The sequence below is a fragment of the Camelimonas fluminis genome (genome assembly GCF_014656355.1).
Lineage (GTDB): Bacteria > Pseudomonadota > Alphaproteobacteria > Rhizobiales > Beijerinckiaceae > Camelimonas > Camelimonas fluminis.
In genome coordinates, this window is sequence record NZ_BNCG01000002.1 from 343,769 (window position 1) to 367,696 (window position 23,928).

The 23,928-nt window shown below is 66.3% G+C and carries 19 protein-coding genes and 1 riboswitch; of the genes, 7 read left to right on the forward strand and 12 right to left on the reverse strand.

Going from position 1 to position 23,928, the window contains the following annotated elements:
* Window positions 1-191: 191 nt before the first annotated feature.
* Window positions 192-1,208 carry a 30S ribosomal protein S2 gene (locus IE243_RS04925; protein WP_191318227.1) on the reverse strand — a complete coding sequence of 339 codons (1,017 nt, stop codon included), beginning with the start codon at window positions 1,206-1,208 and terminating at the stop codon, window positions 192-194.
* A 527-nt stretch (window positions 1,209-1,735) separates the two neighbouring features.
* On the opposite strand from IE243_RS04925, the gene IE243_RS04930 reads away from it, so the two are divergent.
* The 3 genes from IE243_RS04930 to IE243_RS04940 all read left to right on the forward strand — a co-directional run bounded on the left by IE243_RS04930 (window position 1,736) and on the right by IE243_RS04940 (window position 4,445).
* Entirely contained in the window at window positions 1,736-2,677 is a 942-nt protein-coding gene (locus IE243_RS04930) for an ATP-binding protein (RefSeq protein WP_191318228.1), read from the forward strand.
* 24 nt (window positions 2,678-2,701) lie between these two features.
* Window positions 2,702-3,334, forward strand: a complete 633-nt coding sequence (locus IE243_RS04935; RefSeq protein WP_191318229.1) for a DJ-1/PfpI family protein — start codon at window positions 2,702-2,704, stop codon at window positions 3,332-3,334.
* 94 nt (window positions 3,335-3,428) lie between these two features.
* Window positions 3,429-4,445, forward strand: a complete 1,017-nt coding sequence (locus IE243_RS04940; protein WP_191318322.1) for a zinc-dependent alcohol dehydrogenase family protein — start codon at window positions 3,429-3,431, stop codon at window positions 4,443-4,445.
* A 247-nt stretch (window positions 4,446-4,692) separates the two neighbouring features.
* Here IE243_RS04940 and IE243_RS04945 read toward each other — a convergent pair whose 3' ends face one another.
* The 11 genes from IE243_RS04945 to IE243_RS04995 all read right to left on the reverse strand — a co-directional run bounded on the left by IE243_RS04945 (window position 4,693) and on the right by IE243_RS04995 (window position 18,565).
* Window positions 4,693-6,177: a LysM peptidoglycan-binding domain-containing M23 family metallopeptidase gene (locus IE243_RS04945; RefSeq protein WP_191318230.1), complete on the reverse strand. Its 1,485-nt coding sequence runs from the start codon at window positions 6,175-6,177 to the stop codon at window positions 4,693-4,695.
* 167 nt (window positions 6,178-6,344) lie between these two features.
* Window positions 6,345-7,019: a protein-L-isoaspartate O-methyltransferase family protein gene (locus tag IE243_RS04950; RefSeq protein ID WP_191318231.1), complete on the reverse strand. Its 675-nt coding sequence runs from the start codon at window positions 7,017-7,019 to the stop codon at window positions 6,345-6,347.
* 374 nt (window positions 7,020-7,393) lie between these two features.
* Window positions 7,394-8,155, reverse strand: coding sequence for a 5'/3'-nucleotidase SurE (gene surE, locus IE243_RS04955; RefSeq protein WP_191318232.1), 762 nt, complete (start codon window positions 8,153-8,155; stop codon window positions 7,394-7,396).
* Between the two features lie 161 nt (window positions 8,156-8,316).
* Window positions 8,317-9,723 carry a serine--tRNA ligase gene (gene serS, locus IE243_RS04960; protein ID WP_191318233.1) on the reverse strand — a complete coding sequence of 469 codons (1,407 nt, stop codon included), beginning with the start codon at window positions 9,721-9,723 and terminating at the stop codon, window positions 8,317-8,319.
* A 258-nt stretch (window positions 9,724-9,981) separates the two neighbouring features.
* Window positions 9,982-10,809 carry a twin-arginine translocase subunit TatC gene (gene tatC, locus IE243_RS04965; RefSeq protein WP_191318234.1) on the reverse strand — a complete coding sequence of 276 codons (828 nt, stop codon included), beginning with the start codon at window positions 10,807-10,809 and terminating at the stop codon, window positions 9,982-9,984.
* Window positions 10,806-11,696, reverse strand: coding sequence for a Sec-independent protein translocase protein TatB (gene tatB / locus IE243_RS04970; protein ID WP_191318235.1), 891 nt, complete (start codon window positions 11,694-11,696; stop codon window positions 10,806-10,808). Before tatB ends, tatC begins: the two co-directional genes overlap by 4 nt.
* Window positions 11,697-12,067: 371 nt before the next feature.
* On the reverse strand, window positions 12,068-12,310 hold the full coding sequence (locus tag IE243_RS04975) for a twin-arginine translocase TatA/TatE family subunit (protein ID WP_191318236.1): 243 nt from the start codon (window positions 12,308-12,310) through the stop codon (window positions 12,068-12,070).
* Between the two features lie 211 nt (window positions 12,311-12,521).
* The gene (gene nagZ, locus IE243_RS04980) at window positions 12,522-13,535 is read right to left on the reverse strand and encodes a beta-N-acetylhexosaminidase (RefSeq protein ID WP_191318237.1); all 1,014 of its coding nucleotides are present in this window, start codon (window positions 13,533-13,535) and stop codon (window positions 12,522-12,524) included.
* Between the two features lie 154 nt (window positions 13,536-13,689).
* Window positions 13,690-15,207 (reverse strand): SPOR domain-containing protein, encoded by a 1,518-nt coding sequence (locus IE243_RS04985; protein ID WP_191318238.1) that lies wholly within the window; start codon window positions 15,205-15,207, stop codon window positions 13,690-13,692.
* 71 nt (window positions 15,208-15,278) lie between these two features.
* On the reverse strand, window positions 15,279-17,039 hold the full coding sequence (gene argS / locus IE243_RS04990) for an arginine--tRNA ligase (RefSeq protein WP_191318239.1): 1,761 nt from the start codon (window positions 17,037-17,039) through the stop codon (window positions 15,279-15,281).
* Window positions 17,040-17,296: 257 nt separating this feature from the next.
* Entirely contained in the window at window positions 17,297-18,565 is a 1,269-nt protein-coding gene (locus IE243_RS04995; protein WP_191318240.1) for a deoxyguanosinetriphosphate triphosphohydrolase, read from the reverse strand.
* 321 nt (window positions 18,566-18,886) lie between these two features.
* Here IE243_RS04995 and erpA point away from each other — a divergent pair, with 321 nt between their 5' ends.
* From erpA to metA, 4 genes are all read left to right on the forward strand, one after another.
* A complete protein-coding gene (erpA, locus tag IE243_RS05000) occupies window positions 18,887-19,213 on the forward strand; it encodes an iron-sulfur cluster insertion protein ErpA (RefSeq protein WP_191318241.1) in 327 nt (108 codons plus the stop codon).
* A 355-nt stretch (window positions 19,214-19,568) separates the two neighbouring features.
* Window positions 19,569-21,719: an aq_1923 C-terminal domain gene (locus tag IE243_RS05005; RefSeq protein ID WP_191318242.1), complete on the forward strand. Its 2,151-nt coding sequence runs from the start codon at window positions 19,569-19,571 to the stop codon at window positions 21,717-21,719.
* A 100-nt stretch (window positions 21,720-21,819) separates the two neighbouring features.
* Window positions 21,820-22,422 (forward strand): CatB-related O-acetyltransferase, encoded by a 603-nt coding sequence (locus IE243_RS05010; RefSeq protein WP_191318243.1) that lies wholly within the window; start codon window positions 21,820-21,822, stop codon window positions 22,420-22,422.
* 282 nt (window positions 22,423-22,704) lie between these two features.
* Window positions 22,705-22,815: riboswitch (SAM-I-IV-variant riboswitch) on the forward strand.
* 119 nt (window positions 22,816-22,934) lie between these two features.
* The gene (gene metA / locus IE243_RS05015) at window positions 22,935-23,861 is read left to right on the forward strand and encodes a homoserine O-acetyltransferase MetA (protein WP_191318244.1); all 927 of its coding nucleotides are present in this window, start codon (window positions 22,935-22,937) and stop codon (window positions 23,859-23,861) included.
* Window positions 23,862-23,928: the final 67 nt, after the last annotated feature.

The following is a 23,928-nucleotide window of genomic DNA, read 5'->3' on the forward strand; positions in this document are numbered from 1 at the left end:
GTCGCGCCAAAGAAAATGCGTGAAATCAAAAACCTGGGCGCCATCGCAACCTTGCCAGAAGCAAAGCCCAAACCCAAGACAGGCAGAACCCGGCGTCGATGAAACGCCGGGCCGATCAGTTTCAAAGCTCCCGCCAGACGGCCATCAGACCGCCCGGACGGATCGCTCCAGAGACGTCAACCAGACCGCGATCAGGCGGCTTCGACGAGCGCGCGCGCCTGGGAAACCCAGTTATCGCGCTGGATGCGACCATTGAGCTTCAGCTCGGTGTCGAGACGGGCGACATCAGCGTCCTTCAGGGCGCCGATCTGCCAGTAGTGGAAGACGCCGCCTTCGTTCAGCTTGGCTTCCAGCTCAGGGCCAACGCCGTGCAGCTTGGTGAGATCGTCCGGCGCGCCGCGCGGAGCGGCCAGCACCTCGAAGACCTCGTCAGCGAAAGCTTCAGGAGCCTCGGCAACGCCAAGATCCTCAGCGGCCGGAGCTTCATCAGCGCCCTGGTCGAAGCCCATGTCGCTGGCGCCGCGGGAAATGCCGTCGATGGCGGCGCGGGCGACCAGGTCGCAGTACAGCTGAATGGCGCGGCCGGCGTCGTCGTTACCCGGAACCGGATAGGTGATGCCATCCGGATCGCAGTTGGTGTCGACGATGGCGACGACCGGAATGCCCAGACGACGGGCTTCCTTGATCGCCAGCTGCTCCTTGTTGGTGTCAATGATGAACAGCAGGTCGGGCGTGCCGCCCATGTCCTTGATGCCGCCCAGCGCCTTCTCGAGCTTCTCCTGCTCGCGCGACAGCATCAGACGCTCTTTCTTGGTCAGCGCCTGGGCGGCGCCGCCGGAAAGCATTTCGTCGAGCTTGCGCAGACGCTGGATGGAGCCGGCGATGGTCTTCCAGTTGGTGAGCATGCCGCCGAGCCAGCGGGAGTTCACGAAGTACTGGGCCGAATTACGGGCCGATTCAGCGATGGAATCGGCAGCCTGGCGCTTGGTGCCCACGAACAGCACGCGACCGCCAGCAGCGACGGTGTCGGAAACCGCCTGCAGGGCGCGGTGCAGCATCGGCACCGACTGGGCCAGGTCGATGATGTGAATGTTGTTGCGCACGCCGAAGATGTACTCGCTCATCTTCGGGTTCCAACGGTGGGCCTGGTGGCCGAAGTGAGCGCCAGCTTCGAGCAGCTGACGCATGGTGAATTCAGGAAGCGCCATGATATATTCTCCGGTTATACCTCCGTGGAGCCGAGAAGACCGCAAGCCTGAAAAGCCGCGATCACCGGACAGCCCATTAGGGTCATGGGCAAGAACTCCACGTGTGGGATGGCGCGGCTTATAGGCGCCGGGCGCCAATTAGGCAAGTGTCAGGAGGACGCGCCGGCGCAGAAACTGCCGAAAAATGCGACGGCCGCCGCACTTTCCGCCATGGCGGTGGAACACAGCGCCGTGGGCCGGGCGCATCGCCAGCGTGACACCCCGCAAATATGCCGCAGGCAGCTGGCTGCCACGCGGTGCGGCCGGTCGACAAGACGGACGGCGCGGGCGAAAACTGCCATCTGAATCGGGCCCGGAGAGAATCGCCGCGGCGATGCTCAGGGCAATCTCCACAGACCGTCGCCAGGCCGGCGGGCGGGCGCCGTCCCGCCCTGGCCAGAGCGTTCGCAGTGAATCGCCTGCTGCGGGGCTCCTGGGCCCTTCCCGGCCAACATTCCGTTACGACGCAGAGCATCCGGACATCCGACATGACTGAAGGTCACGACGAACAGCATCCGTCACAAACTTCCTGGGGGGCATTCGCCGCCGCGCTCGCCCAGGCTGGCGCGCCGGAAGCGCTCAACCGCATCGCCGCGGCGCTGGAGCGCGCCTGGCCGGAACCGCCCCCGGTCGCCGATTATGACAGCGCCGACGCGTTTGTCTGGCACGCCGCGCCGCCGCGCCTGGCCCCGGTTCCGCACGTCAACCGGGTTGACATGGTGCTGCTGCAGGGCGTCGACCGGGCGCGCGACCAGCTTCAGGACAACACCACGCGCTTCGCCGGCGGCCTGCCCGCCAACAACGCCTTGCTGTGGGGCGCGCGCGGCATGGGCAAATCCTCGCTGGTCAAGGCAGTGCACGCCGCCATCAACAATGGCGACGGCCGCCCAAGGATCGGCGACGACCGGCTGAAACTGATCGAGATTCATCGCGAGGACATCGCCAGCCTCCCGGTGCTGATGAACATCCTCCGTGAGACGCCATACCGTTTCATCGTGTTCTGCGATGACCTTTCGTTCGATTCCGACGACACCTCCTACAAATCGCTGAAGGCGGCGCTCGACGGCGGCATCGAGGGACGGCCGCGCAACGTGCTGTTCTACGCCACCTCCAACCGCCGGCACCTGTTGCCGCGCGACATGATGGAGAACGAGCGCTCAACCGCCATCAATCCCGGCGAGGCGGTGGAAGAGAAGGTCTCGCTCTCCGACCGTTTTGGCCTGTGGCTTGGCTTCCACAAGTGCAGCCAGGACGAATACCTCGCCATGGTCGATGGCTATGTCAGGCACTACGGCCTTGCCATCGATCCGGCCGACTTGCGCCGCGACGCGCTGGAATGGGCGACGACGCGAGGCTATCGTTCCGGCCGTACGGCCTGGCAGTACATCCAGGACCTTGCCGGACGGCTCGGCCGGACGCTGGAGACCTGAGCCACCGCCTGAACGGAGGGAACCATGCGGATTGCCCTGCTTGTTTATGATGGCATGACGGCGCTGGACGCCGTGGGGCCGTATGATTCCCTGTCGCGGTTGCCCGAAGCCGACATCGTCACGGCGTCGCCGGATGGCGGCCCGGCCACCTGCGGCGGCGGCATCGTCATCCAGGCGGCGGCGGCGCTGGCCGATGTGGACGCTGCCGACGTGCTGATCGTCCCCGGCGGCATGGCCTCCGCCTTGCGCGCCATGCTGGGCGACGGCGCCGTAATGGACTGGTTGCGCCGCATCGACCAGACCAGCCGCTACACCTGTTCCGTGTGCACCGGCGCCCTGCTGCTCGCATCGGCCGGGGTGCTTCGCAACCGGACAGCGGCGACGCACTGGCGGGCCCATGACGCGCTGACCGCGCTGGGCGCCACGCCCGCCACGGATCGCGTGCATGTGGACGGCAAATATCTGACGTCCGGCGGCGTCACCGCCGGCATCGACATGGGCCTCGCGCTCTGCGGCCTGCTCGTGGGGCGTGAACTGGGCGAAGCCATCGAACTCAGCATGCATTATGCGCCGCAGCCGCCGTTCGGAACCGGCGATCCCGCGACGGCGTTGACGCCGGCGCGACGGAAGCTGATTGAGGAGCGGCTTCGCAACTGAGCCCGGCGCTTTCCCGACGGGAAGCGTCGCGCCAAACGATCAAACAAACGATTGACCGGCGCAGAACGCCGCCAACTGTTTATGGGAGTGAATGATGAAAGCCTGGCAGCTTCAGGACGCCTCCGGCCTCGACGGCCTGCGCAAGGTGGAGATCGACCGGCCAACGCCCGGACGCGGCGAGGTGCTGGTGCGCATCAACGCCGTCTCGCTGAACTACCGCGACCTCATCACGGTGCGCGGCGGCTATGGCTCGCGGCAGAAGTTTCCGCTGATCCCGGTGTCCGACGGCGCCGGCGTCATCGCCGGGGTCGGCCCCGGCGTGCGCGGGTGGAAGGAAGGCGACCGGGTCATCGGCTCGTTCTTCGAGAACTGGCACGGCGGCGAGGCCAGCGCCGAGAAGATGGCGGCGGCGCTGGGCGGCTCGGTTGACGGCGTATTGTGTGAGTATCGGGTGTTCCCGGCGCATGCGGTGGTGGCGTCGCCAGCGCACCTCAGCGACGCCGAAGCAGCCTGCCTGCCCTGCGCCGCGCTCACGGCCTGGAGCGCCGTGGTGAAATGCGGCCAGGTAAAGCCCGGCGACACCGTGCTGACCCAGGGCACCGGCGGCGTTTCACTGTTCGCGCTGCAATTCGCCAAACTGGCCGGCGCCCGCGTCATCGCCACCTCGTCCAGCGACGCCAAGATCGAACGGCTGAAGACGCTCGGCGCCGATGAAACCATCAATTATCGCGAAACGCCGGAATGGGGGAAGCTGGCCCGCGTGCTGACCGGCGGACGCGGCGTGGACATCGTCGTGGAAGTGGGCGGCGTCGGCACCCTCAACGAGTCGATCCGGTCGCTCCGCATTGGCGGCATGATCGGCTTCATCGGCGTGCTGGCGGGCGAAGCAAGGCAGGAGCCGCGCCTGCCGCTGATGGTGATGCAGCAGCAGCGCCTTCAGGGCGTCACCGTGGGCTCCATTGACGATCTGAAGTCCATGTGCGGCGCCATCATGCAGAACCAGTTGAAGCCAATGCTGGATCGCACGTTCAGCTTCGATGAAGCGCCCGAGGCCTTCCGTCATATGTCGAGCGGCGCCCATTTCGGCAAGGTGGCGATCGCCATCGGTTAACGCCCGCCGTTGCGCCTGACTTGCAGGCTCGGGTCTTGCCGGGTCTGGTCTTGCTGGGTCTGGTGAAGCGGTTTTGCAGAAGAAGCCCTGGCGGCGCCAGGGGCGTGCGTCGCGGCAATTTGGGCTGTGCGGATCGCCGATGCGCCAGCGTCCTTGCGCTCTGGCGCGAGGCTCAATTTTTCAACTTAAAAAGCAGAAAACGCCCCGGGGAGGGATCCGGGGCGTTTTCTGTTTCTCCGGTGGGGTCTCAACCTCCGGCGAGATGGGGCATCGGGTCCACCGGCGTGGAGCCCTTGCGCAATTCAAAGTGCAACTGGGGCGTGGAGACATTCCCGGACTGGCCGGATTTCGCCACCGTCTGGCCGCGACTGACCTTGTCGCCGCGCTTCACCGTCAGTTCGCCATTGTTGGCGTAGGCGGAGACCCAGCCATTCTCGTGGCGGATCAGCACCAGATTGCCATAACCTTTCAGCTCGCTGCCAGCGTAAGCGACGACGCCGCCTTCCGCTGCCTTGACGGGCGTGCCTTCCGGCAGGGCGATATTGATGCCCTCACTGCCGTTGCGACCGTTGTAGCCCTGAATGATGCGGCCACGCGCCGGCCAGCGGAACGATCCGCCGGACGCCTGGGCGGCCTCTTCCTTCGCGGCGGGAGCCTCTGGCGCCGCAACAGCGACCTGCTGACGCTCAGGCGCCTTCTGTTCGACAGCCGGAGCCTTGGGCTGGGCCTGGGCGACTGCTTTCGCGGGCGCCTCCGCAGTCGGCTTCACCTGTGCGGCGGTTTTGGCCTGCGCGGCTTTCGCCTGGGCGGCGGCCTGAGCCTGGGCCTTTGCTGCGGCCTGGGCCTGGGCGGCCGTCTGGGCTTTCGCGGCGGCCGGAGCCTGAACGGCTACCTTCTGCGCCGCCTGGCCCGGCTGGGCTGCGACGGTCTGCGCCTGCTGTTGCAGGCTCCGCGGCGGCTGGCCGGGCTTGACGGGCTGCTGCACGGCGGCGCGGGAAGCTGCGATCACCTGGGCGGTGCGATCGTTGGCCGCTGTCGCGTGCGTCTGCACATTGCGCTGCGCGCCCTGCGCCGTCTGCATTGCCTTGCCTGGCGCGGCCGCCACATGACTGGCGGCGCGGGTCGCGGACGTAGCGGCGTGCTCCACGGGCCGGACCACCGGCTGGGCGGCGCCACGGGCGGCGGAAGAGGCTGACGCAACGGAGCTGGCGCCGGGATTGTAAACCGGGATGACAACGCTGGAGCCCGGCGTCAGACCGCCGCCGCCAATGTTGTTGGCGGCGCGAATGGCTGCCGGCGGCACGCCATAGCGATCGGCGATGGTCTGGACGGTATCGCCCTGCCCCACGGAAACCGTGGCGCCGCCGGAGGCCGTCCAGCCATTGGCGCTGCCGGACATGGCGTCAGGACGAACGCCGGCAAACCCGGAGGAATGACCGGAAGACTGGCTGGAAGCGCCCGAGGGCGGCGGCAGCGACGACGTCTGCACTGCGGATGACCCGCCCATGGAGCCGCCGCCAGCCGAACCGTAGGATCCACCGCCGTAGGACGGCGATGAACCACCAGGCACATCGGAAGGCGGCAGGCTGCCGGTGGACATGTTGTCCGTTCCGCCAAGGCCGGCGAAACGCTGGGTATCGGCGGCGCAAGCCGCGGCCAGCAGTGACAGGAGGCTGACGCCAGCTATCCGGGCCAGCGCTCCAGAACGGTTCGTCGGAATCGAATGAGGCATTTGAAATCCACCGGCTACGCAACACACGCAGTTAAAGCGGATTCAGGTTAAGCAACGGTTTCCATTGGTCGCCTGTGGAACCTTTTTGGCGCAGATAGCGGGAAATTCACACAGGAACAGTTGCGGATCGTCGCGTCCGGCGCGGCGCGCGCTACGCCGGAAATTTGTTAAAGCGCCTGCGCGACGCCCGCCTGCAATGGCGGCAGGCGCAGAGGACCGCAAAGGGTTTCCGGCAATGCGTCGCCGTGGCGCTCGACCCGGACCAGACGCGGCCCCTGCGGCGTGATCATGGCGCCCACAAGCCGCCCGCCATCGTTGAGCGCATCAATCAGACCTGGCGGCGCGTGGGCGAGCGAACCATTCAGGATGATGCGGTCAAACCGGCCCCAGGCGGCTGCGTCGGCAACCAGGCCATCGCCCACCTCCACCGTCACATGATCAAGCTCCAGCCGGCTGATGCGGCTGGCGGCGGCGATGGCGAGGGTGCGCATCCGCTCCAGGCTCACCACCTCCCCGGCCAGATGCGCGAGAACCGCGGTGAGATAGCCGGAGCCAGAGCCAATTTCGAGCACGCGGTGCTCGCGACTGACCGCCAGCTCCCGCAGCATCAGCGCCAGTTGCATGGGCGAGGTCATGGTCTGGCCGCACGGCAGCGGCAGCGCCACGTCCGAGCGGGCCAGATCGGCGAAGCGGCGCGGCGCGAACATGTCGCGCGGCGCCAGCTCCATGGCGCGCAGGATGGCGATGTCGCGAATCCCCCGCGAACGCAGGTTCAGCAGGAAGGCCGCCGTCTCCTCGCGCACCGGATTCTCACGTGTCTGCAACTGCGCCAGCGCCGCCACCCTGCACCTCCGCCGCCATCCGGGACACAACGCCCCGGCCGCTCCTGCATGGCATTACAGCGCGGATTTAATTAAGAAATTATCCCCGTCTGGCGACGGGTTGTCCGCGCCTGGGATCCGGCGCCACTGATCGGCATCTGGTGGCATTTCGCCTGATGTGGCGGATTTTTTATGGCGCTGCGCGCGCCATTCCGGACGAAGCGCAAGCTACGCTTCCGCACTTCGCCCGAACGCCGGCTGTTTCACATCCCTTGCCAGGGCGCCAGGGCATCCGCGACCAGCAATGATCAGTCGGGGCGACGCATGTTGTTGCAGGACACGCCGTGCCCCGGCCAGCTGCCCCGAACCCGGCAGGCAAACGCATGATTCTCGCCTCAGGCGAAGCCCCGCGCGTAACGGGTCATCAGCGGCTCATCGGTCATATTGATGCGCAGCGGGGTGACCGAAATCTTCCGCTCGAACAGGGCTTTCAGATCGGTGCCGTTGCGCGGCGTCGACGGCGTGCGGCGAAAGGTGAGCCAGTAATACGGGATGAGACGGCCGTCGGCGCGCTCCTCGATGTCCAGCATGCCAGGATCGCGCCGGCCCTGGGCGGTGACGGCGATGCCCTCCACCTCGCCCGCCGGACAGGGCGGGAAGTTGAGGTTGACCAGGGTGTCCGGATCCATGCCAAGTTCCAGCACCTTGCGAACAACAGCCTCGCCATGGGTCGCGGCGCAATCCCACGGCGCGGCTTCGCGCAGGCCAGGCGGGAACGACTGGGACAGGGCGATCGACTGGATGCCCAGCATGGCGCCTTCCATGGCGGCGGCGATGGTGCCGGAATAGATCACGTCCTCGGCGACGTTATGGCCCTTGTTGACGCCGGAGAGCACCAGGTCCGGCCGGCAGTCCTTCATGACCTGCCGCACGCCCATCAGCACGCAATCGGTCGGCGTGCCGCGCACTGCATAGCGCTTCCCGTCAATCTGGCGCAGGCGCAGGGGATCGCTGAGCGACAGGGAGTGGCCAACGCCGCTCTGGTCGGATTCGGGCGCGATCACCCAGACATCGTCCGAGATCGCCCGGGCGATCTTCTCCAGCACGCCAAGGCCCTCGGCGTTCACGCCATCATCGTTGGTGATCAGGATGCGCACGAGCAATCTCCCCGGACTGCGAGACAGGATGGGCCCCGCGTGGCGCGGGACTGTCCGTACTGCGTTTTTCGGCGGCATGGACGTCGGTCGCATGCGAAAAACGCATCAACTCAAAAAAGGCGCCGATATCCGGTCCGGCCGAACCGGATATCGGGTCCATATCAGGCTTTGGCCCCAATCCGCGTGACGCCGCCCATGTAGGGAACCAGCGCCGCCGGCACGGTGATGGAGCCATCGGCGTTCTGGTAGGTCTCCATCACGGCGATCATGGCGCGGCCGACGGCGGTGCCGGAGCCGTTGAGGGTGTGAACGAATCTGGTTTGCCGGCTGTCTTTCGCCCGGCAGCGGGCGTTCATGCGCCGCGCCTGAAAATCGTTGCACACCGACACCGACGACACCTCGCGATAGGCCTGCTGTCCCGGCAACCACACTTCCAGATCGAAGGTGCGGGCCGAGGCGAAGCCCATGTCGCCGGTGCACAGGGTGACGACGCGATAGTGCAAATCGAGCTTCTGCAGCACCGCCTCGGCGCAGGCCAGCATGCGCTCATGCTCGGCCAGCGACGCCTCCGGCGTGGTGACGGACACCATCTCGACCTTGCTGAACTGGTGCTGGCGCAGCATGCCGCGCGTATCGCGACCGGCGGCGCCCGCTTCGGCGCGGAAACAGTGGGTGAGCGCGGTGAAACGCTTCGGCAGCTCCTCCTCCGCCACGATGCTCTCGCGCACCAGATTGGTGAGCGGCACCTCGGCGGTGGGGATCAGCCAATGGCCATTGTCCTGCCAGTCGGCGAAAGCCTGGCCCGCCGGATCGGCGACGCCCGCCTCCGCATGGCGACGGGCGCTGGCCTCGAATTCCGCCCGGGTCAGACCGCCGGCGACCACGCGGAACTGGTCCTCGCGGAACTTCGGCAACTGCGCCGTGCCAAACATGGCGTCGTCGCGCACCAGCACTGGCGGATTGACTTCCTCATAGCCGTGCTCGCCGACATGCACATCAAGCATGAACTGGCCAAGCGCCCGCTCCAGCCGGGCAAGCTGCCCCTTCAGCACAACGAACCGCGAGCCAGAGAGCTTCGCCGCCGTTTCGAAATCCATCAGGCCGAGCGCTTCGCCAAGCTCGAAGTGCTGTTTCGGCGCCGTGACGCCCTGCAAGCGGTCGGCGCGGGCCTCGGGGCGCTCGCCAAAGACGCTCTTGACGACATTGTCAGCCTCATCGGCGCCATCGGGAACTTCGGCGAGCGGCGCGTTGGGAATCGCCGCCAGCTCCTGGTCGAGCGCGGCCTGGGCGGACTTTTCGCGTTGCTCCAGCTCCGGCGCTGTTTCCTTCAGCCGCGCCACCTCGGCCTTCAGGGCGTTGGCCCGGTCGACGTCCTTCGCGCGCATGGCCTCGCCCACCTCCTTCGACAGGGCGTTGCGGCGCTCCTGGGCGGTCTGGGCTTCCTGAATGGCGGCGCGACGCGCGTCATCCAGCTCCAGCAGCCGGGACGACAGCGGCGCCAGTCCACGGCGGGAGAGCGCCCGGTCGAAGGCTTGCGGATCGTCGCGAATGAGGCGGATGTCGTGCATGGGATCACACGCTGGTTGCAGCGCTCCCTGGCAAGGCGGCGATCGCCTCGCGCGAGAAACGCATTGGTTCAAACGGGGCTGCGCGCGCGGCGCAACGAACGCGGAAATGAAAGCGGCGCGCCACTGGAACGGCGCCGCGCCGGGCATTCGCAGGGGGTGTTTGCGGCCCCTGGCGCGTCGGGTCAACCCCGGCTGCCCCCCAAAATGAAACCGCCCTGACCATTTCAGGCCAGGGCGGCGGATTGTTTCAGGCGTCTGTCAGATGCCGTCTCCGGCTGTCGGCAAATCTTCCTCCGCCTCCTCCTCCGCCCGTTTGGCTTCGGCCTCGGCGCGTTTGCGCTCGACAATCTTCACGGCGAAAATCGACGCCTCATAAAGCAGCAGCGTCGGGATCGCGAGGGAGAGCTGGCTGATGACGTCCGGCGGGGTCAGCACCGCCGCCACGACGAACACCAGCACAATGGCGTAACGCCGTTTTTCCTTGAGGAAATCCGCGGTCACAAGGCCCGCGCGCGCCAGCAGGGTCAGGATGACGGGAAGCTGGAAGCAGATGCCAAAGGCGAAAATCAGCGTCATGATCAGCGACAGATATTCGCTGACCTTGGGAAGCAGCTGGATCGTCGCTTCGCCAGCGCCGCCAAGCTGCTGCTGGCCAATGGAGAATTTCATCACCACGGGCATGGCGATGAAGTAGACCACCGCCGCGCCGAGCAGAAAAAACAGCGGCGTGGCGACCAGATATGGCAGGAAAGCCTGGCGCTCGTTCTTGTACAGCCCCGGGGCGACAAATTTGTAAATCTGCCCCGCTACCACCGGAAACGACAGGAATGCGGCTCCGAACACGGCGATGCGGATCTGGGTGAACAGATATTCCAGCGGCGCCGTGTAGATCAGGCGCACGTCCGCCCCCGGCCCGGCCGCGAAGACATAGGGCCACACCAGCACGTTATAGATGTAACGCGCCAGGGCGAAGCACAGGAAGAACATCACCACGAACGCGATCAGCGAACGGATGAGGCGCGCCCTCAGTTCGATCAGGTGGTCGATCAGAGGGGCGCGGGAGGCCTCAATATCGTCGTCGCTCATGATGTTCCGTCACTGGCGGGCTTGATGGCGGGCGTAATGGCTTCAGCAACTGGCGCGGCCGCCGGGGAGACATCGGCGCCGGACGCCGGCGCAACAACGCCGGCGCTGTCGGCGTCTGGAACCGCTTTCTTGCGTGACGCACGTTTTTGCGGCGCGGGGGCCGGCAGCGCCGCATCGGTCGTCGCAGCCTTGCGGGCGCGCGTCCGCTTCGGGGCGGCGGCCGCAGCCTCCGGAGCAGCCGGAACAGGGTGCGTATCCGCTGGCAACGCCTGGGTTTTCGCGACGCGGGATCCAGGCTGGCGGCGGGCGCGGGCTGGCTTTGCGGCAGAGCCGGCTTCCGCCGCGCCCTCTTCCGCAACGCCTTCCAGGATTTCCGGGGCTTTCGCCCTGGCGACGCGCTTCTTGCGCGCGGGCGGCGCGTCAGACGCCTGCGCGGCGTCGACCGGCTTTGTCCCCTGCTGCGCCACGGCCTTCGCCGACGCTGCTTCGGCGGCGATGGCTATACCTGCCGGCTCGGTGGCCGGAGGCTCAGGCAGGCTGGTCAGGTAATCGCCGGCGCTCGGCGCATCGGTCGTCGACAACGGCTTCTGCGCGCCGGTGTCGTCGATGGCGCCCTTGATCTCATTACGCAGCCGGTCGATGGGGTTGAAGTTGTTTTTCAGGTCGCGCGCGGTGTCGACCACGTCGGAGACGCCCTTGCGGAACTCCTCCATGTCGGCCTCGCGCATGGCGTCGTTGAACTGGCGCTGGAAGTCCGCCGCCATGCGCTTCACTTTGGTGGTGGTCTGCCCAAGGGTCCGCAGGGCGCGGGGCAGATCTTTCGGCCCGATCACCACGAGCGCAACGCCGCCGATCAGCAGCAATTCACTCCAACCGATATCGAACATGACGTGCTCTCTGGCCCTGGAGCATGTTGCGTTTGCACGAAACCGGCTTCGTGCAAACGCAACATGCTCCGATATTGTCGTGAGAGACGGCCTCCGGAGCGAAAACCCGTTCATGATGAACCGGACTTTTGCTCCATCTCCCTGAACGGGGCCTTTTCCGGCGAAGCGATAGCCGCTTCACCGGAAAGGGCTCCAGGCCGGTCGGGATCATTCCGGTGATCCAGACCGGCGCCAAAGGCCCTGGGCATGAGCATCCCCGTGTCGACGCGATGTTGCCCCCGGCTCCGCGCGGTCGTCCACGGTCTGTCGGCGCGGTTCCGGTCACGGGCAGCCAGGCGCATGGCTACGCCGCGACGGAAAGCGCCGCGCCGTCAGAGCTTCTGACCGGCCTCGCTGCGGACGCCGGCCTGCGGTTCAGCCGTCTTCTGGTTCTCCAGCGGGCGCGGCGGCTCAGCCGGAGCGCGCGGAGCGTCCTCGTCGTCCTGCATGCCCTTCTTGAAGGATTTGATGCCCTTGGCCACGTCGCCCATCAGATCGGAAATCTTGCCGCGCCCAAAAAGCAGAAGCACGATCACTCCGACAACAACCCAGTGCCAGATGCTTGCGCCACCCATCGAAATTCTCCCAACGGCCTGTCGGCGACATGGATCGCCCGGCATGTAAGCCATCAGCCAACGCCGGAATCCGGCCCTTCGCCGGTCAACAACGCCCGCATGGCTGACCTGATATGGCCCAAACCTACGCGGCCCTCGCGGCCAAAACAAGGAAATGCGGGCCAGCGTCAGCTGGTCCGCACGCCTGTTTTCCGGTCAGCCGGGTTTTTCGTCAGGCGAGAGCCGGCGCCAGCAGTTCGGCAAGACGGGCGCGCGCCGCCTCAACATCAAGCGGCTCAACGGTTTTCAGGATGCGGCCAAGAGCCATGTCGGCGCGCCGGGCCGCCTCGCCATTGAGCAGGGGCGTGGCTGCGGCGATCTGTTCCATCTCCGCCCGGTCGCCATTGCAGTGCAAAACCACGTCGCAGCCGGCGGCGATCGAATCCCGGGCCCTGGCGGCGAAATCGCCCTGAAGCGCCTTCATCGACAGGTCGTCGCTCATCAGCAGGCCATCGAAGCCGATCGCCCCGCGAATGATCCGGCTGATAACCTCCGGCGAGGTGGTGGCCGGGCGCGTCGCGTCCAGCGCCGTGAACACCACATGGGCGGTCATGGCCAGCGGCATGTCAGCCAGCACGCGGAACGGCGCGAAATCACGGGCGTCCAGTTCCGCGAGCGGCGCATCCACCACGGGCAGATCATGGTGGCTGTCGGCGCCCGCGCGGCCATGCCCGGGGATATGCTTGACCACGGGCAACACGCCGCCGGAGAGCAACCCTTCCGCGGCGGCGCGGCCAAGGCTGGCCACCGTCGCCGGCTCATCGCCATAGGCGCGGTCGCCGATGACGTCGTGCGCGCCAGGCGACGGCACGTCCAGCACCGGCAGGCAGTCGACGTCGACGCCGACCTCGCGCAGGTCGTGGGCGATCAACCGCGCGCCCAGCCAGGCGGCTTCACGCCGGGCGAAAGGCGATTCAAGCCGGCCATAGGCGCGGCCCGGCGGATAGGCCGGCCACACCGGCGGGGCCAGACGCTGCACCCGCCCCCCCTCCTGGTCGATCAACACCGGAGCGCAGCGGCCGATGGCGGCGCGCAACTCCGACGTCAGACGGGCGACCTGGGCGCGGTCAACGACATTGCGCCGAAACAGGATGAAGCCCCACGGATCGATCTCGCGAAAAAACCGGCGCTCGTCATCCGTCAGTTCGGGGCCGGAAAGGCCAACGATCAGGGCCCGTGCGGTCATGTGCTGCTCCCCAGGCGCTTTCCCCAAGATGAGAAAGTGCGAATCTACGAAGAATGAAAGCCGGCTCAACCGGCGAAATCCTGGCCCGGACGCACGCAGGGCCCCCGAATGGGAGCCCCGTGAGCATCAGCCGCTGGCGGGAATTTCCGCCAGATTATCCCTGCGCGACAAAGCAGCTGCCGCCAACCGACTTGAGCTGCTGGCACAGGCTGGTGGCGCTCTCGCGGCTCAGGCCCGGCACCCGCAGGCGATAAACCGTGCGACCATTGGATTGCGCCTTGACGACGGCGGTGCCGTGACTGGCCAGAACGCCATACTTGCGCTTGAGACTGGCGGCCATAGCCTTCGCCTCCTGCTCGGATCCCGGCGCGCCAAGCTGCACCGCAAAACCGCCCTTGCCTGCCGGAGCGGCGGCGGCGGCCACCGGCTTCGGCGCGGATGCGGCAGCGCCAACCGAACCGGTCGGCGTGTTGTCGACCATGGTCGGCTGCACGCGGTGTTCCTGCTTGACAGCGGCCTGCTGCGTTGGCCTGGCTGGCGGCGTGGGCCGAGCGGCGGGCGTCGGGGCCTGGGCCGTCTCGCGAACCGACTGGGGAGCCGCGGCCGGCTGCTGGCCGGCGTCCCGCACCTTGCCGTCAGGGCCGATCGAGACCGTACGCACCCGACGCGGCTCACCCAGACCAGAACGCGGATCGCGGTTGGCGGCATGGGTGGGCAGCGGCGCAACGCCCGGCGCGCCAAACGTGCCCGCATTGTCGGCGACCTCGGAAGGCAGCTTGCCGGCGGCGACAGCAGCGGCGCGCTGCTGGCGCAGGGTCTGCTCCACATCCACCGGCTGCTCGTTGCTGGCGACAACCTTCGTCTCGCCCGGAGCCCTGGCGATCTGCTCGTAGATTTCCTTGGTCGGCGCCGGCGCAACATTATCCGCCGGAGGCTTCACCTTCACCGCCGAAGCGTCAGCGTGAATGAGCGGAGCCTCTCCGCCACCGCCGGAGCCGCCGCCGCGCAACCCGAAGTAGCCAGCCGACGCGGCCACGCACAACGCGACAACGCCCACAGCGGCGTACAGCGGCGAGCGCGATGGCCTGCGGCGGCGCAGGCGGGAGCCCTCGATCGCTTCAAGCGGATCCAGCGCCGGCGCAAACTCGTGGCGACCCGCGCCGTAGCGATCGTGCTCCGGCTGGGCGGGCCATGCCGCGGCGTCAGCGCCGCCATCCCAATTCTGCCCGGCATGCGCGGAAGCGTGGCCATGCTGAACCTGGCCAGCATCATCCCAGGCAGCGCCTTCTTGCCAGGCGGCGCCCTGTTGATGGCGGCCAGGCTGCTGACGCTGGTCATAGGCGTCCCATTGCTGGTCAGCCGCGCCGGCATCATGACCAGTTGCATCCCCGGACGCAGGGGAATTCATCCATGCCCGTAGGTGGGCCGGATCTTCCGCCTGCATCGGCGCCGGCTCCTGCCAGGCGGCCTGCGACTGGGCGACGCGCTCGCCGCCTCCCGGGGCGCGGAGCAGGTCGCGAAAACGGTCATTTTGCCCGACAATGCGGGCCAGTTCGGCAAGGCGGGCGTCTTCAGACGCCCCACCAACGCGCGGAGGCTCGCCAGTGCTGGCGATGCCTGCTTCAAGCGCATCAAGATCGAGCGCAACGCGGGAGGAGGATCGGTCAGTCATCGGCGCGTTCCGTTTCCTTTTGTGAGCTGGCAGCCAGGGAACGCGCACAGCGACCGACGCGAACGGTCCGCCTAGCGCATTTCCTCAGGCGCTCCGACCCCCAGCACCCCGAGACCCGAAGCCAGAACCGACCGGACCGAGTCAACGAGGGCCAGCCGTGCTTGGGTCAACTCTGGATTCTCCTGGTTAACAAACCGTAAGGCCACGGCGTCGCGCCCCCTGTTCCATAGGCTGTGGAAGGCGCTCGCCAGATCATACAGGTAGAATGCGACGCGATGCGGTTCATGCGCCGCAGCAGCAGCCGCGATGACCCGCGGATATTGCGCCAGCCACCGCAGCAGATCGACCTCGGCGACATCGGACAGCGCGCTCACACTGGCGCTGGCGAGGGCCGCCTGGTCAAAACTGCGCCCGGGGAAAGCCTCACCCGCCTGGCGGAACACAGAAGCGCACCGCGCATGCGCATATTGCACATAAAACACGGCGTTATCCCGGGACTGTTCAACCACTTTTGCAAGATCAAAATCCAGCGTGGCGTCGTTCTTGCGGAACAGCATCATAAAGCGAACCGGGTCTGATCCGACTTCATCAATCACATCACGAAGTGTGACGAAGTCACCGGAACGCTTGGACATTTTAACCTGTTCGCCATCACGAAGCAAGCGAACGAGCTGGCACAGCTTCACGTCAAGCTTGCCCTTGCCGCCGGTGACGGCGGCGACGGCGGCGTTCATGCGTTTCACATAACCGCCATGATCCGCGCCCCAGACGTCGATCATGCTGGCGAAACCGCGCTGGTATTTGGAGCGGTGATAGGCGATGTCGGCGGCGAAATAGGTATAGGAGCCGTCGGACTTGAGCAGCGGGCGATCCACGTCGTCGCCAAAGGCGGTTGCGCGGAACAGGGTCTGCTCGCGATCTTCCCAATCCTCCACCGGTTGGCCCTTCGGCGGCGGCAGCCGGCCTTCATAGACCAGATCGCGGGAGCGCAGGTCGGCGATGGTCGCGCCAATCTGGTCGCCATCGGCTCCGCGGGAGAGCGAACGCTCCGAGAAGAACACCTCGTGACTGATGCCGATCGCGGCGAGATCACCCCGGATCATCTCCATCATGGCGTCGATCGCGGCGTCTCGGGCGATGGGCAGCCACGCCTCTTCCGGCATCTGGCGCAGGGCCTGACCGTGAGCTTCAGCCAGAGCCTTGCCAACCGGAACAAGATAGTCGCCCGGATAAAGACCAGCCGGGATCTCGCCGATGTCCTCTCCAAGCGCCTCGCGATAGCGCAGATAGGCGGAACGGCCGAGCACGTCGACCTGGGCGCCGGCGTCATTGATATAATATTCACGGGTCACGTCATGGCCGGCGAAGGCAAGCAGGCTGGCGAGCGCATCGCCAAACACCGCGCCGCGCCCGTGACCGACATGCATCGGGCCGGTCGGGTTGGCCGAGACATATTCCACATTGACCGCGCCACGACCTGCGGCGCCGCGGCCGTAGGCTTGTGGATCGTTGATGATGTTCTTCAGAACATCAAGATAAACATCTGGTTTCAATCGAATATTGATAAAACCAGGGCCAGCGGTCTCAACAGAGGCCACGCCCTCCACTTCAGCGAGCGGTCCGGCAATCAGCGCCGCCAGGGCGCGCGGATTGGTCTTCGCCTCCTTCGCCAGCACCATGGCGGCGTTGGTGGCGAGATCGCCATGGCTCATGTCGCGCGGCGGCTCCACCACCACGCGCGACAGGTCCAGCCCCTGCGGCATGGCGCCGGCGGCGACGAGCCCTTCCAGCACCGTTTTCAAACGCTGTTCGTAAATATCAAAAATGTTCATTGCAAAACGCTTCTTCACACGCCTGGCGGCCGCAGGGCGTCAATTCCGGATCCTGCCGCCCCCAATAATCCTGCCGCCCGCAATAGCAGGACTCATGCCAAAACCCAATCTGCCCGACTCATCCAGCCCTGGCGGGGCCTGCGCCGCCCGGGTTTGGCGGGCGCCGGCTACTGCGGCGCCTCGCGACCAGAACCCGGAAGGCAAATCAGGCCGCCATAAAATGTGCTGGCAAACAGCCGCCACGCCGCGACGGGCGATCAGCGGTCCGGCGTGTCGGGGCCGCCAGCCCAGGCGTCAGGCCTGGCGATGACGTCGGGCGTATGGGGGAACAATGCCTGATGGCGCGCAAGGGCATAGCTGTCCGTCATGCCGGCGATATAGTCCGCCACCCGGCGCTGCAGGCGCATGTCCTCACCCGCCCCGCCGTTCAGATCCCGCCGCCATTCCGCCGGGAGCAGCTCAGGCTCGGCCAGGAAGCGGGCGTAAAGATCGCGGACAATCGCGTCCGCCCCCTCGCGCAGGCGCATCAGCCGCTTGTGCCGGTACATGTGGGGAAACAGAAACCGCTTCATGTCGCGGTCAGCGGCGGCCAGCCGCTCCGAGAAGGCGATCACCGGCTCCGGCGCGAAACGGATATCGTTGGCGTTTGCGGGATCAAGCGCGGTGATTCGACGACCGCTTTCAACAATGACGTCTTCGACGAAACGGGTGATGACGCGCCGCACCACCTCGTGAATTGTCCGGGCCAGATCAAGGTCGGGCCAGAGTTGCTCCACCTCGTGGAGAATGCCCGCCAGGAAAGGCGCCTTGCGCACGTCGTCGGCCGAGAACAGCCCGGCGCGCCAGCCGTCATCAAGGTCGTGGGCGTTATAGGCGATGTCGTCGGCGATAGCGGCGCACTGGGCCTCGGCGCTGGCCTGGGTGTGCAGCCACAGATCATGGATGGCGTTGTATTCCAGAATGGCGACCGGCGCGCCTTGGGCGGCGTAGCGCGCCGTTGGCCGGCCATCCGCGTCGAGCAGCGGCCCGTTGTGTTTCACCAGACCTTCGAGGGCTTCCCAGGTCAGATTCAGGCCGTCCCAGGCGGCGTAGCGCCGTTCCAGGCGCGTCACCACGCGCAGCGCCTGGGCGTTATGGTCGAAGCCACCAATGGCCCGCGTGCAGGCCTCCAGAGCATCCTCGCCCGCATGCCCGAACGGCGTATGCCCCAGGTCGTGCGCCAGGGCGATGGCCTCGGCCAGATCCTCGTCGAGGCCCAGACAGCGGGCGATGGCCCGGGCGATCTGGCTCACCTCGATGGTGTGGGTCAGGCGGGTGCGATAGTGGTCGCCCTCGTGCTGCACGAACACCTGGGTCTTGTGTTTCAGCCGCCGGAAGGCCGTGGCGTGGATGATCCGGTCGCGGTCGCGCTGGAACGGACTGCGGGTCGGCGAATCGTCATCAGGCCAGCGACGCCCGCGGCTCTCCGCCGGGTTGCAGGCCCAGGCAGCCGTCCACCGCTCTCCGTGCAGACGCAGATGCGTCATCTGGGCTCCCCCCAAAACTTTTCCATCACCGCCACCGCCGCATCGGGCATGAAAGGCGCGGCAGCCCGGCCAGCGCGGGCGTCTTCCCTTTCCCCAACCAGCCAATCAATGACGCCGGTGACTTTCCGGCCGGGGAATTGCCCGCCGGCGTCCTGGGGCGCCTCTTGCCAGACAGAATCGTCCGGTCGGTCAGAACTTACCCAGGACAGGAAACGGCGCCGGTGGTTGAAGCCTCGCCCTGGTGGACATACCTTTGGGACAGGTCCAGGGAAAGCCTCCGGCTGGCAGGCTCCTGGCCCGTATGTTGCAGGAACATCCGCGATGCAGAACGTCACCGTTACAGAGCGCGCCGCCCGCCGCATCAGGCAGGTGCTGGCCGATGAACCCAAGGGCGCGATGCTGCGCATCAGCGTCAACGGCGGCGGCTGTTCGGGCTTCCAGTACGTCTTTGACATCGACCGCGACCGCGCCGATGACGACATCGTCATTGAGCGCGACGGCGCCGGCGTGCTGGTTGACCCGGTGTCGCTGGAATACATGCAGGGATCGGTCATCGACTTTGTCGACGATTTGATGGGACAGGCGTTCAGGATCGAGAATCCCAACGCCACGGCCTCCTGCGGCTGCGGCACGTCATTCGCCCTGTAGGCGCCTCCCCAACGTTGCCGCTGGCGCCGTCCGCCGCCTCTTGCGCGCCGGCCGGCGCCGCGCGATCTCCCGCCGGGCCGGATTTGCCCCTGCGACCAGATTTTGCTCTACAGTCGCCATGGTTGTGGTTCACAACTGGTGGAACGGATTTGACGTTTGCATCCACCGTCACATGAGGCGACGGGCAAATGTGGAGCCCTCAAGTTCCAACATAAAATCAATACATTGCTGGTGGTCTTGATTCCCGCGCCCACGCCACGTCCTCCCCCGCACAGGGGCATGTGACAGGGATGTGAAAGGCCGGAATCAGCCCGCAATCACGGCCAACCGCACGCCACCGAGGACCGTTACCCCCATGAAATCCAGACTGCAGTCCCATGCGCAGCACCAGGCTGCCGCCCCGGCGCGACCCAGCAGGCGGCCCGCACGCCGGATCGCAGCTGGCGGCGCCCTGGCGTTCGTCGTCACCGGCGCCGTGCTGGCCGGCGGCGCCCAATGGACGGCGCATGAGGTGCGCGGCGCCCTTGCCAGCGTCGGGGTCGACGTGGCCGGCGTCTCGGTGGACCCGGTGTCCGGCTCCGTGACGCTTGATCGCGTCGCCGCCAGCCATGACGGGCTGCGGATTTCAGTCGGCTCGATCGCCACGCCTGGCCACTTCGGCCTTTCAAGCGCCGCCGAGGCGGCGGGGCCGGTTACGCTGACCGACATTGAAATCAGCAGCAAGCAGCTCACCGTGCGCATTCCCCGGCTGGAAGTCGCCGGCGACAATGTGGACGAAGCGCGTCTGCGCGCCATTTTTGACAAGACGAGCGCCACGCCGCTGGCGAAGCGGCTGTCAGACATAAGCGTCAGCCGCGCCACGCTGCCCGAGCTGGTCCTCGTCCAGAAGAGCGACAAGGCCATGTCGTCCTCCACCTGGAAGCAGATCACCATCACGGATCTGAAGAACGGCGTCGCGGGCGCCATCACGTCCAGCGGCGCGACGTTCGCCACCAAAGCGGGCGAGACCAGCTCCAGCGGCGCCATCGGCCAGACGGCCATGGAGAAGGTCAACCTCGGACTTGTCGCCCGGCTTTACACCGAGGCGGCCGCCAATGAGGCCGATCGCCAGTTGCAGCCGGCCTATGGCGCGTTCTCGGCCAGCGACATCACGGTCAGGAGCGACGACGCCAGCTTCGCGATCAAGAGCGTGAGCGGCAAGGATTTCAAGGCGCGCCTGCTCAACACGCCCCTGCTCGAGCTGACGGCCAGCATCGAGGCGGTGAAGAATCCGGATGATCTCGAACCGAAGGCCCGCGCCGCCTATTACAGCAGCGTCGCCGACATCCTTGAGGCCTTCTCGTTCGGCGAGGCCGCCGTCACCGGCATGACGTTTGACGTCCCGGATGAGAGCGACGACGAAGGCGAGGAGGCTGACAAGGAAACTGGCAAGCAGGCTGAGGCGAAGGAGAAGAGCGCCAAAAGCGACAAGCCGGCTCCCCGCGTGCGCGGCGAGATCGCCTCGCTGTCGTTCGGCTCCGCCGTGGCCCAGGGCGGCCTCAGCTTCTCCGGCCTGAAGATCGCGCCCGTCGAGGGCGACCATGTGTCCATTGGCGAAGGCAACGTCAGCAATTTCATGGCGAAGCTGGCGGACATGTTCCGCAAGCTGTCCGGCGCCGCGGCCGACGGCAAGGACGACAATACAGCCCTTGCGTCGCTGACCCCGGCGGCCGCCGGCCTGACCCTGAAGAATATCGACGTCAACGTCGCCAGCCCGGACGCGCCCGGCGAGCGGGTGAAGTTCACCATTCAGGGCTTCTCCGGCTCCTACAGCGACCCGGTCAACGGCGTGCCCACCGCCCTCAAAACCAATCTCGACCGGCTGGTGATCGATCTGCCCAGGCCGAAGAAGGGCGACGATGAGGAGGACGACGACTCCCCGGTGAACGCCACCCTGACGAAGCTGCACGCCATGGGCTACGACAAGCTCGACCTGTCGGCGTCGATTGACGGCAAGTGGGAGGCCGCCACGAAGGACCTGCGCGTCAATGCGTTTTCCTTCGGCGCCGCCAATCTCGGCAGCATCAGGCTCACCGGCCTGCTGGGCAATGTGAGCCAGGAGCTGTTCACCGCCAGCGACGACAGGCGCCAGCAATTGCTGCTCTCCTCACGCCTGAAGAACCTGTCGCTTGACGTGACTGACAGCGGTTTTGCGAAGCGCTTCGCTGAATTGCAGGCGAAGGAACAGGGCGATGGCGACGCGACCCAGGTGCGCGCGGGCTGGGCCGCCCTGGCGCAGATGCTGTTGCCGTCGATGATTGGTTCCAGCGACGGCGCCAAGGCGCTCACCGGCGCTCTCGGCAAGTTCATCCGCGACAGCGGCTCCCTGAGCCTCTCCGCCACGTCGCGGAAACCGGAAGGCGACCAGATGAGCGAACTGATCGTCGGCGCCGCATCGGGCAATCCCGATGCGCTGTTCCAGGCGCTCGACTTCAAGGCCACGGCAAAGCAGGCCACGGAAAAGTAGGCCACCTTGCGCTTTGACGTTATGGCGCGGGCGTCGCACATTGCGGCGCCCGCTGCACTTGCGGGGCTTTTGAACTGACCTCCCGGGAGAACGACCAGGCATGGGGCTGATCGGACAGTGGCGGAATCCGCACAACGAAACCCGCGTGCATCTGGCGAATCTGGCGAAGAAGCGTGGCTTCAGCTTCGGCGCCTACAGCTATGGCCGGCCCAAGGTGCGGTTCGCGGAATCTGGGGCGAAGCTCAGCATCGGCCGCTATTGCTCGATCGCCGACAAGGTCGAGATCCTGCTCGGCGGCAACCACCGGCTGGACTGGGTCTCAACCTTTCCCTTCCCGGCCTTCCCCACGGTCTGGCCCGGCGTGAACAGTGACTACCACGCCACTTCTGGCGACGTGCATATCGGCCATGACGTGTGGCTTGGCTCCGGCTGCATGATCCTCTCTGGCGTCACCATCGGCCATGGCGCCGTGGTCGCCGCCCGCGCCGTTGTGACCAGGAACGTGCCGCCTTACGCCATCGTCGGCGGCAATCCGGCGCGGGTCATCCGCCACCGCTTCAGCGAGGCGGACATCGCCGCCTTGCTCGCCAGCGCCTGGTGGGACCTGCCAAAGGAGCAGGTTCAGACGCTGTTGCCGCTGTTGCAGGATACGGACGTCCAGGCCTTCGCCGCCGCCGTGCAGAAAATTCGCGATGGTGGCTGAGTGGGAGCGCCACCGGCGGCCGTCGCGATCCGCGACTGGCGCAACGGCAGCTGACGCGACACCAGGTGGCGCAACATCAAGGCGCGATATGGGCGCGACATGGGCTGGCGCCGATCCTGATTTGCTCCGCCTGCCTGCACTGACGCGGCTTCCCGGCGCGAAACGGCACCCGCCTCAACGAATTTTTTCCAGACGAATGACCTGCCGCAGAATTATTTTCCGCAAATGCGTCCTGGCGTGAAACCTCCCTCTTGTGCCTGGATGAAATCCGGCATACACAGGGCGTTACATCAGGAGTTGGGATGCATTCCCAACGCCAACCTGCCTGTTCCGGGCAAGGTGGCGCTCCCCTCAGGGGAGGATGTGGCCAGACCGGCAACCAAACGGAACCAGCCACCGCATCCACCTGCCCGAATCCGGAGCGCGAGACGGCCAACCGCCGCCTGAGCGCTGTCGTTTGTCGACGCGTTTTCCGTCCGCACGGAGAACGCGAAACCCGAGTGGATGCGCCAATGCCCATCAAGCTGCCCGATGACCTGCCCGCTTTCAGCACCCTTGAGGCGGAGGGCGTGATGGTCATGCGTGAAACCGACGCCGTGCGTCAGGATATTCGCCCGCTGCGCATTGGCTTCCTCAATCTGATGCCCAACAAGATCCGGACGGAGACGCAGATCGCCCGCCTGATCGGCGCGACGCCATTGCAGGTTGAGATGACGCTGGTGCGCATCTCCGGCCACACGCCGCGCAACACCTCCGCCGAGCACATGATCGCCTTCTACCGTACGTGGGAGGAGATCCGCGACGAGAAGTTCGACGGCTTCATCATCACCGGCGCGCCGGTGGAGCGGTTGCCGTTCGAAGAGGTGAACTATTGGGACGAACTGCGCCACATCTTCGACTGGACGCAGACCAATGTGCACCGCTCCTTCAACATCTGCTGGGGCGCCCAGGCCGCCGTGCACCACTTCCACGGCATGCCGAAATATGAGCTGGAGCAGAAGGCGTTCGGCGTATTCCGCCATCGCAACCTGTGTCCGGCCTCGCCCTATCTGCGCGGCTTTTCGGATGATTTTTCGGTTCCTGTGTCACGCTGGACCGAGGTCCACAAGGCCGACATTCCTGCGGGTTCCGGCGTGAAGGTGCTGGCGGAAAGCGACAAGGCGGGCCTGTGCCTGCTGGACGATCCGGCGACAGCCTCGCTGCACATGTTCAACCACATCGAGTATGACTCGACCTCCCTGGCCGAGGAGTACTTCCGCGACCTCAGCGCCAACGTTCCGATGGCGATCCCGCACGACTATTTCCCGGGCGACAATCCGGAGCACATGCCGAACAACCGCTGGCGCAGCCACGCCCACCTGCTGTTCGGCAACTGGATCAACGAGATATACCAGACGACGCCGTTCGACCTGGGCGACATTGGCAACAGGAAGCGCTGAACCGCCAGCTTCACTGGTTGCCTGAGCATCAATGACAATGCCCGCGCCATGCGCGGGCATTGTCATG

Excerpts from the sequence above, each read along its gene's own strand:
- IE243_RS05010 (WP_191318243.1), top strand. The coding sequence starts at position 21,820 with ATGGGGCTGATCGGACAGTGGCGGAATCCGCACAACGAAACCCGCGTG.
- IE243_RS04995 (WP_191318240.1), bottom strand. The coding sequence starts at position 18,565 with ATGACGCATCTGCGTCTGCACGGAGAGCGGTGGACGGCTGCCTGGGCC.
- IE243_RS04940 (WP_191318322.1), top strand. The coding sequence starts at position 3,429 with ATGAAAGCCTGGCAGCTTCAGGACGCCTCCGGCCTCGACGGCCTGCGC.
- IE243_RS04945 (WP_191318230.1), bottom strand. The coding sequence starts at position 6,177 with ATGCCTCATTCGATTCCGACGAACCGTTCTGGAGCGCTGGCCCGGATA.
- tatB (WP_191318235.1), bottom strand. The coding sequence starts at position 11,696 with ATGTTCGATATCGGTTGGAGTGAATTGCTGCTGATCGGCGGCGTTGCG.
- tatC (WP_191318234.1), bottom strand. The coding sequence starts at position 10,809 with ATGAGCGACGACGATATTGAGGCCTCCCGCGCCCCTCTGATCGACCAC.
- erpA (WP_191318241.1), top strand. The coding sequence starts at position 18,887 with ATGCAGAACGTCACCGTTACAGAGCGCGCCGCCCGCCGCATCAGGCAG.
- metA (WP_191318244.1), top strand. The coding sequence starts at position 22,935 with ATGCCCATCAAGCTGCCCGATGACCTGCCCGCTTTCAGCACCCTTGAG.
- IE243_RS05005 (WP_191318242.1), top strand. The coding sequence starts at position 19,569 with ATGAAATCCAGACTGCAGTCCCATGCGCAGCACCAGGCTGCCGCCCCG.
- argS (WP_191318239.1), bottom strand. The coding sequence starts at position 17,039 with ATGAACATTTTTGATATTTACGAACAGCGTTTGAAAACGGTGCTGGAA.
- IE243_RS04935 (WP_191318229.1), top strand. The coding sequence starts at position 2,702 with ATGCGGATTGCCCTGCTTGTTTATGATGGCATGACGGCGCTGGACGCC.
- IE243_RS04925 (WP_191318227.1), bottom strand. The coding sequence starts at position 1,208 with ATGGCGCTTCCTGAATTCACCATGCGTCAGCTGCTCGAAGCTGGCGCT.
- nagZ (WP_191318237.1), bottom strand. The coding sequence starts at position 13,535 with ATGACCGCACGGGCCCTGATCGTTGGCCTTTCCGGCCCCGAACTGACG.
- serS (WP_191318233.1), bottom strand. The coding sequence starts at position 9,723 with ATGCACGACATCCGCCTCATTCGCGACGATCCGCAAGCCTTCGACCGG.
- IE243_RS04975 (WP_191318236.1), bottom strand. The coding sequence starts at position 12,310 with ATGGGTGGCGCAAGCATCTGGCACTGGGTTGTTGTCGGAGTGATCGTG.
- IE243_RS04930 (WP_191318228.1), top strand. The coding sequence starts at position 1,736 with ATGACTGAAGGTCACGACGAACAGCATCCGTCACAAACTTCCTGGGGG.
- IE243_RS04985 (WP_191318238.1), bottom strand. The coding sequence starts at position 15,207 with ATGACTGACCGATCCTCCTCCCGCGTTGCGCTCGATCTTGATGCGCTT.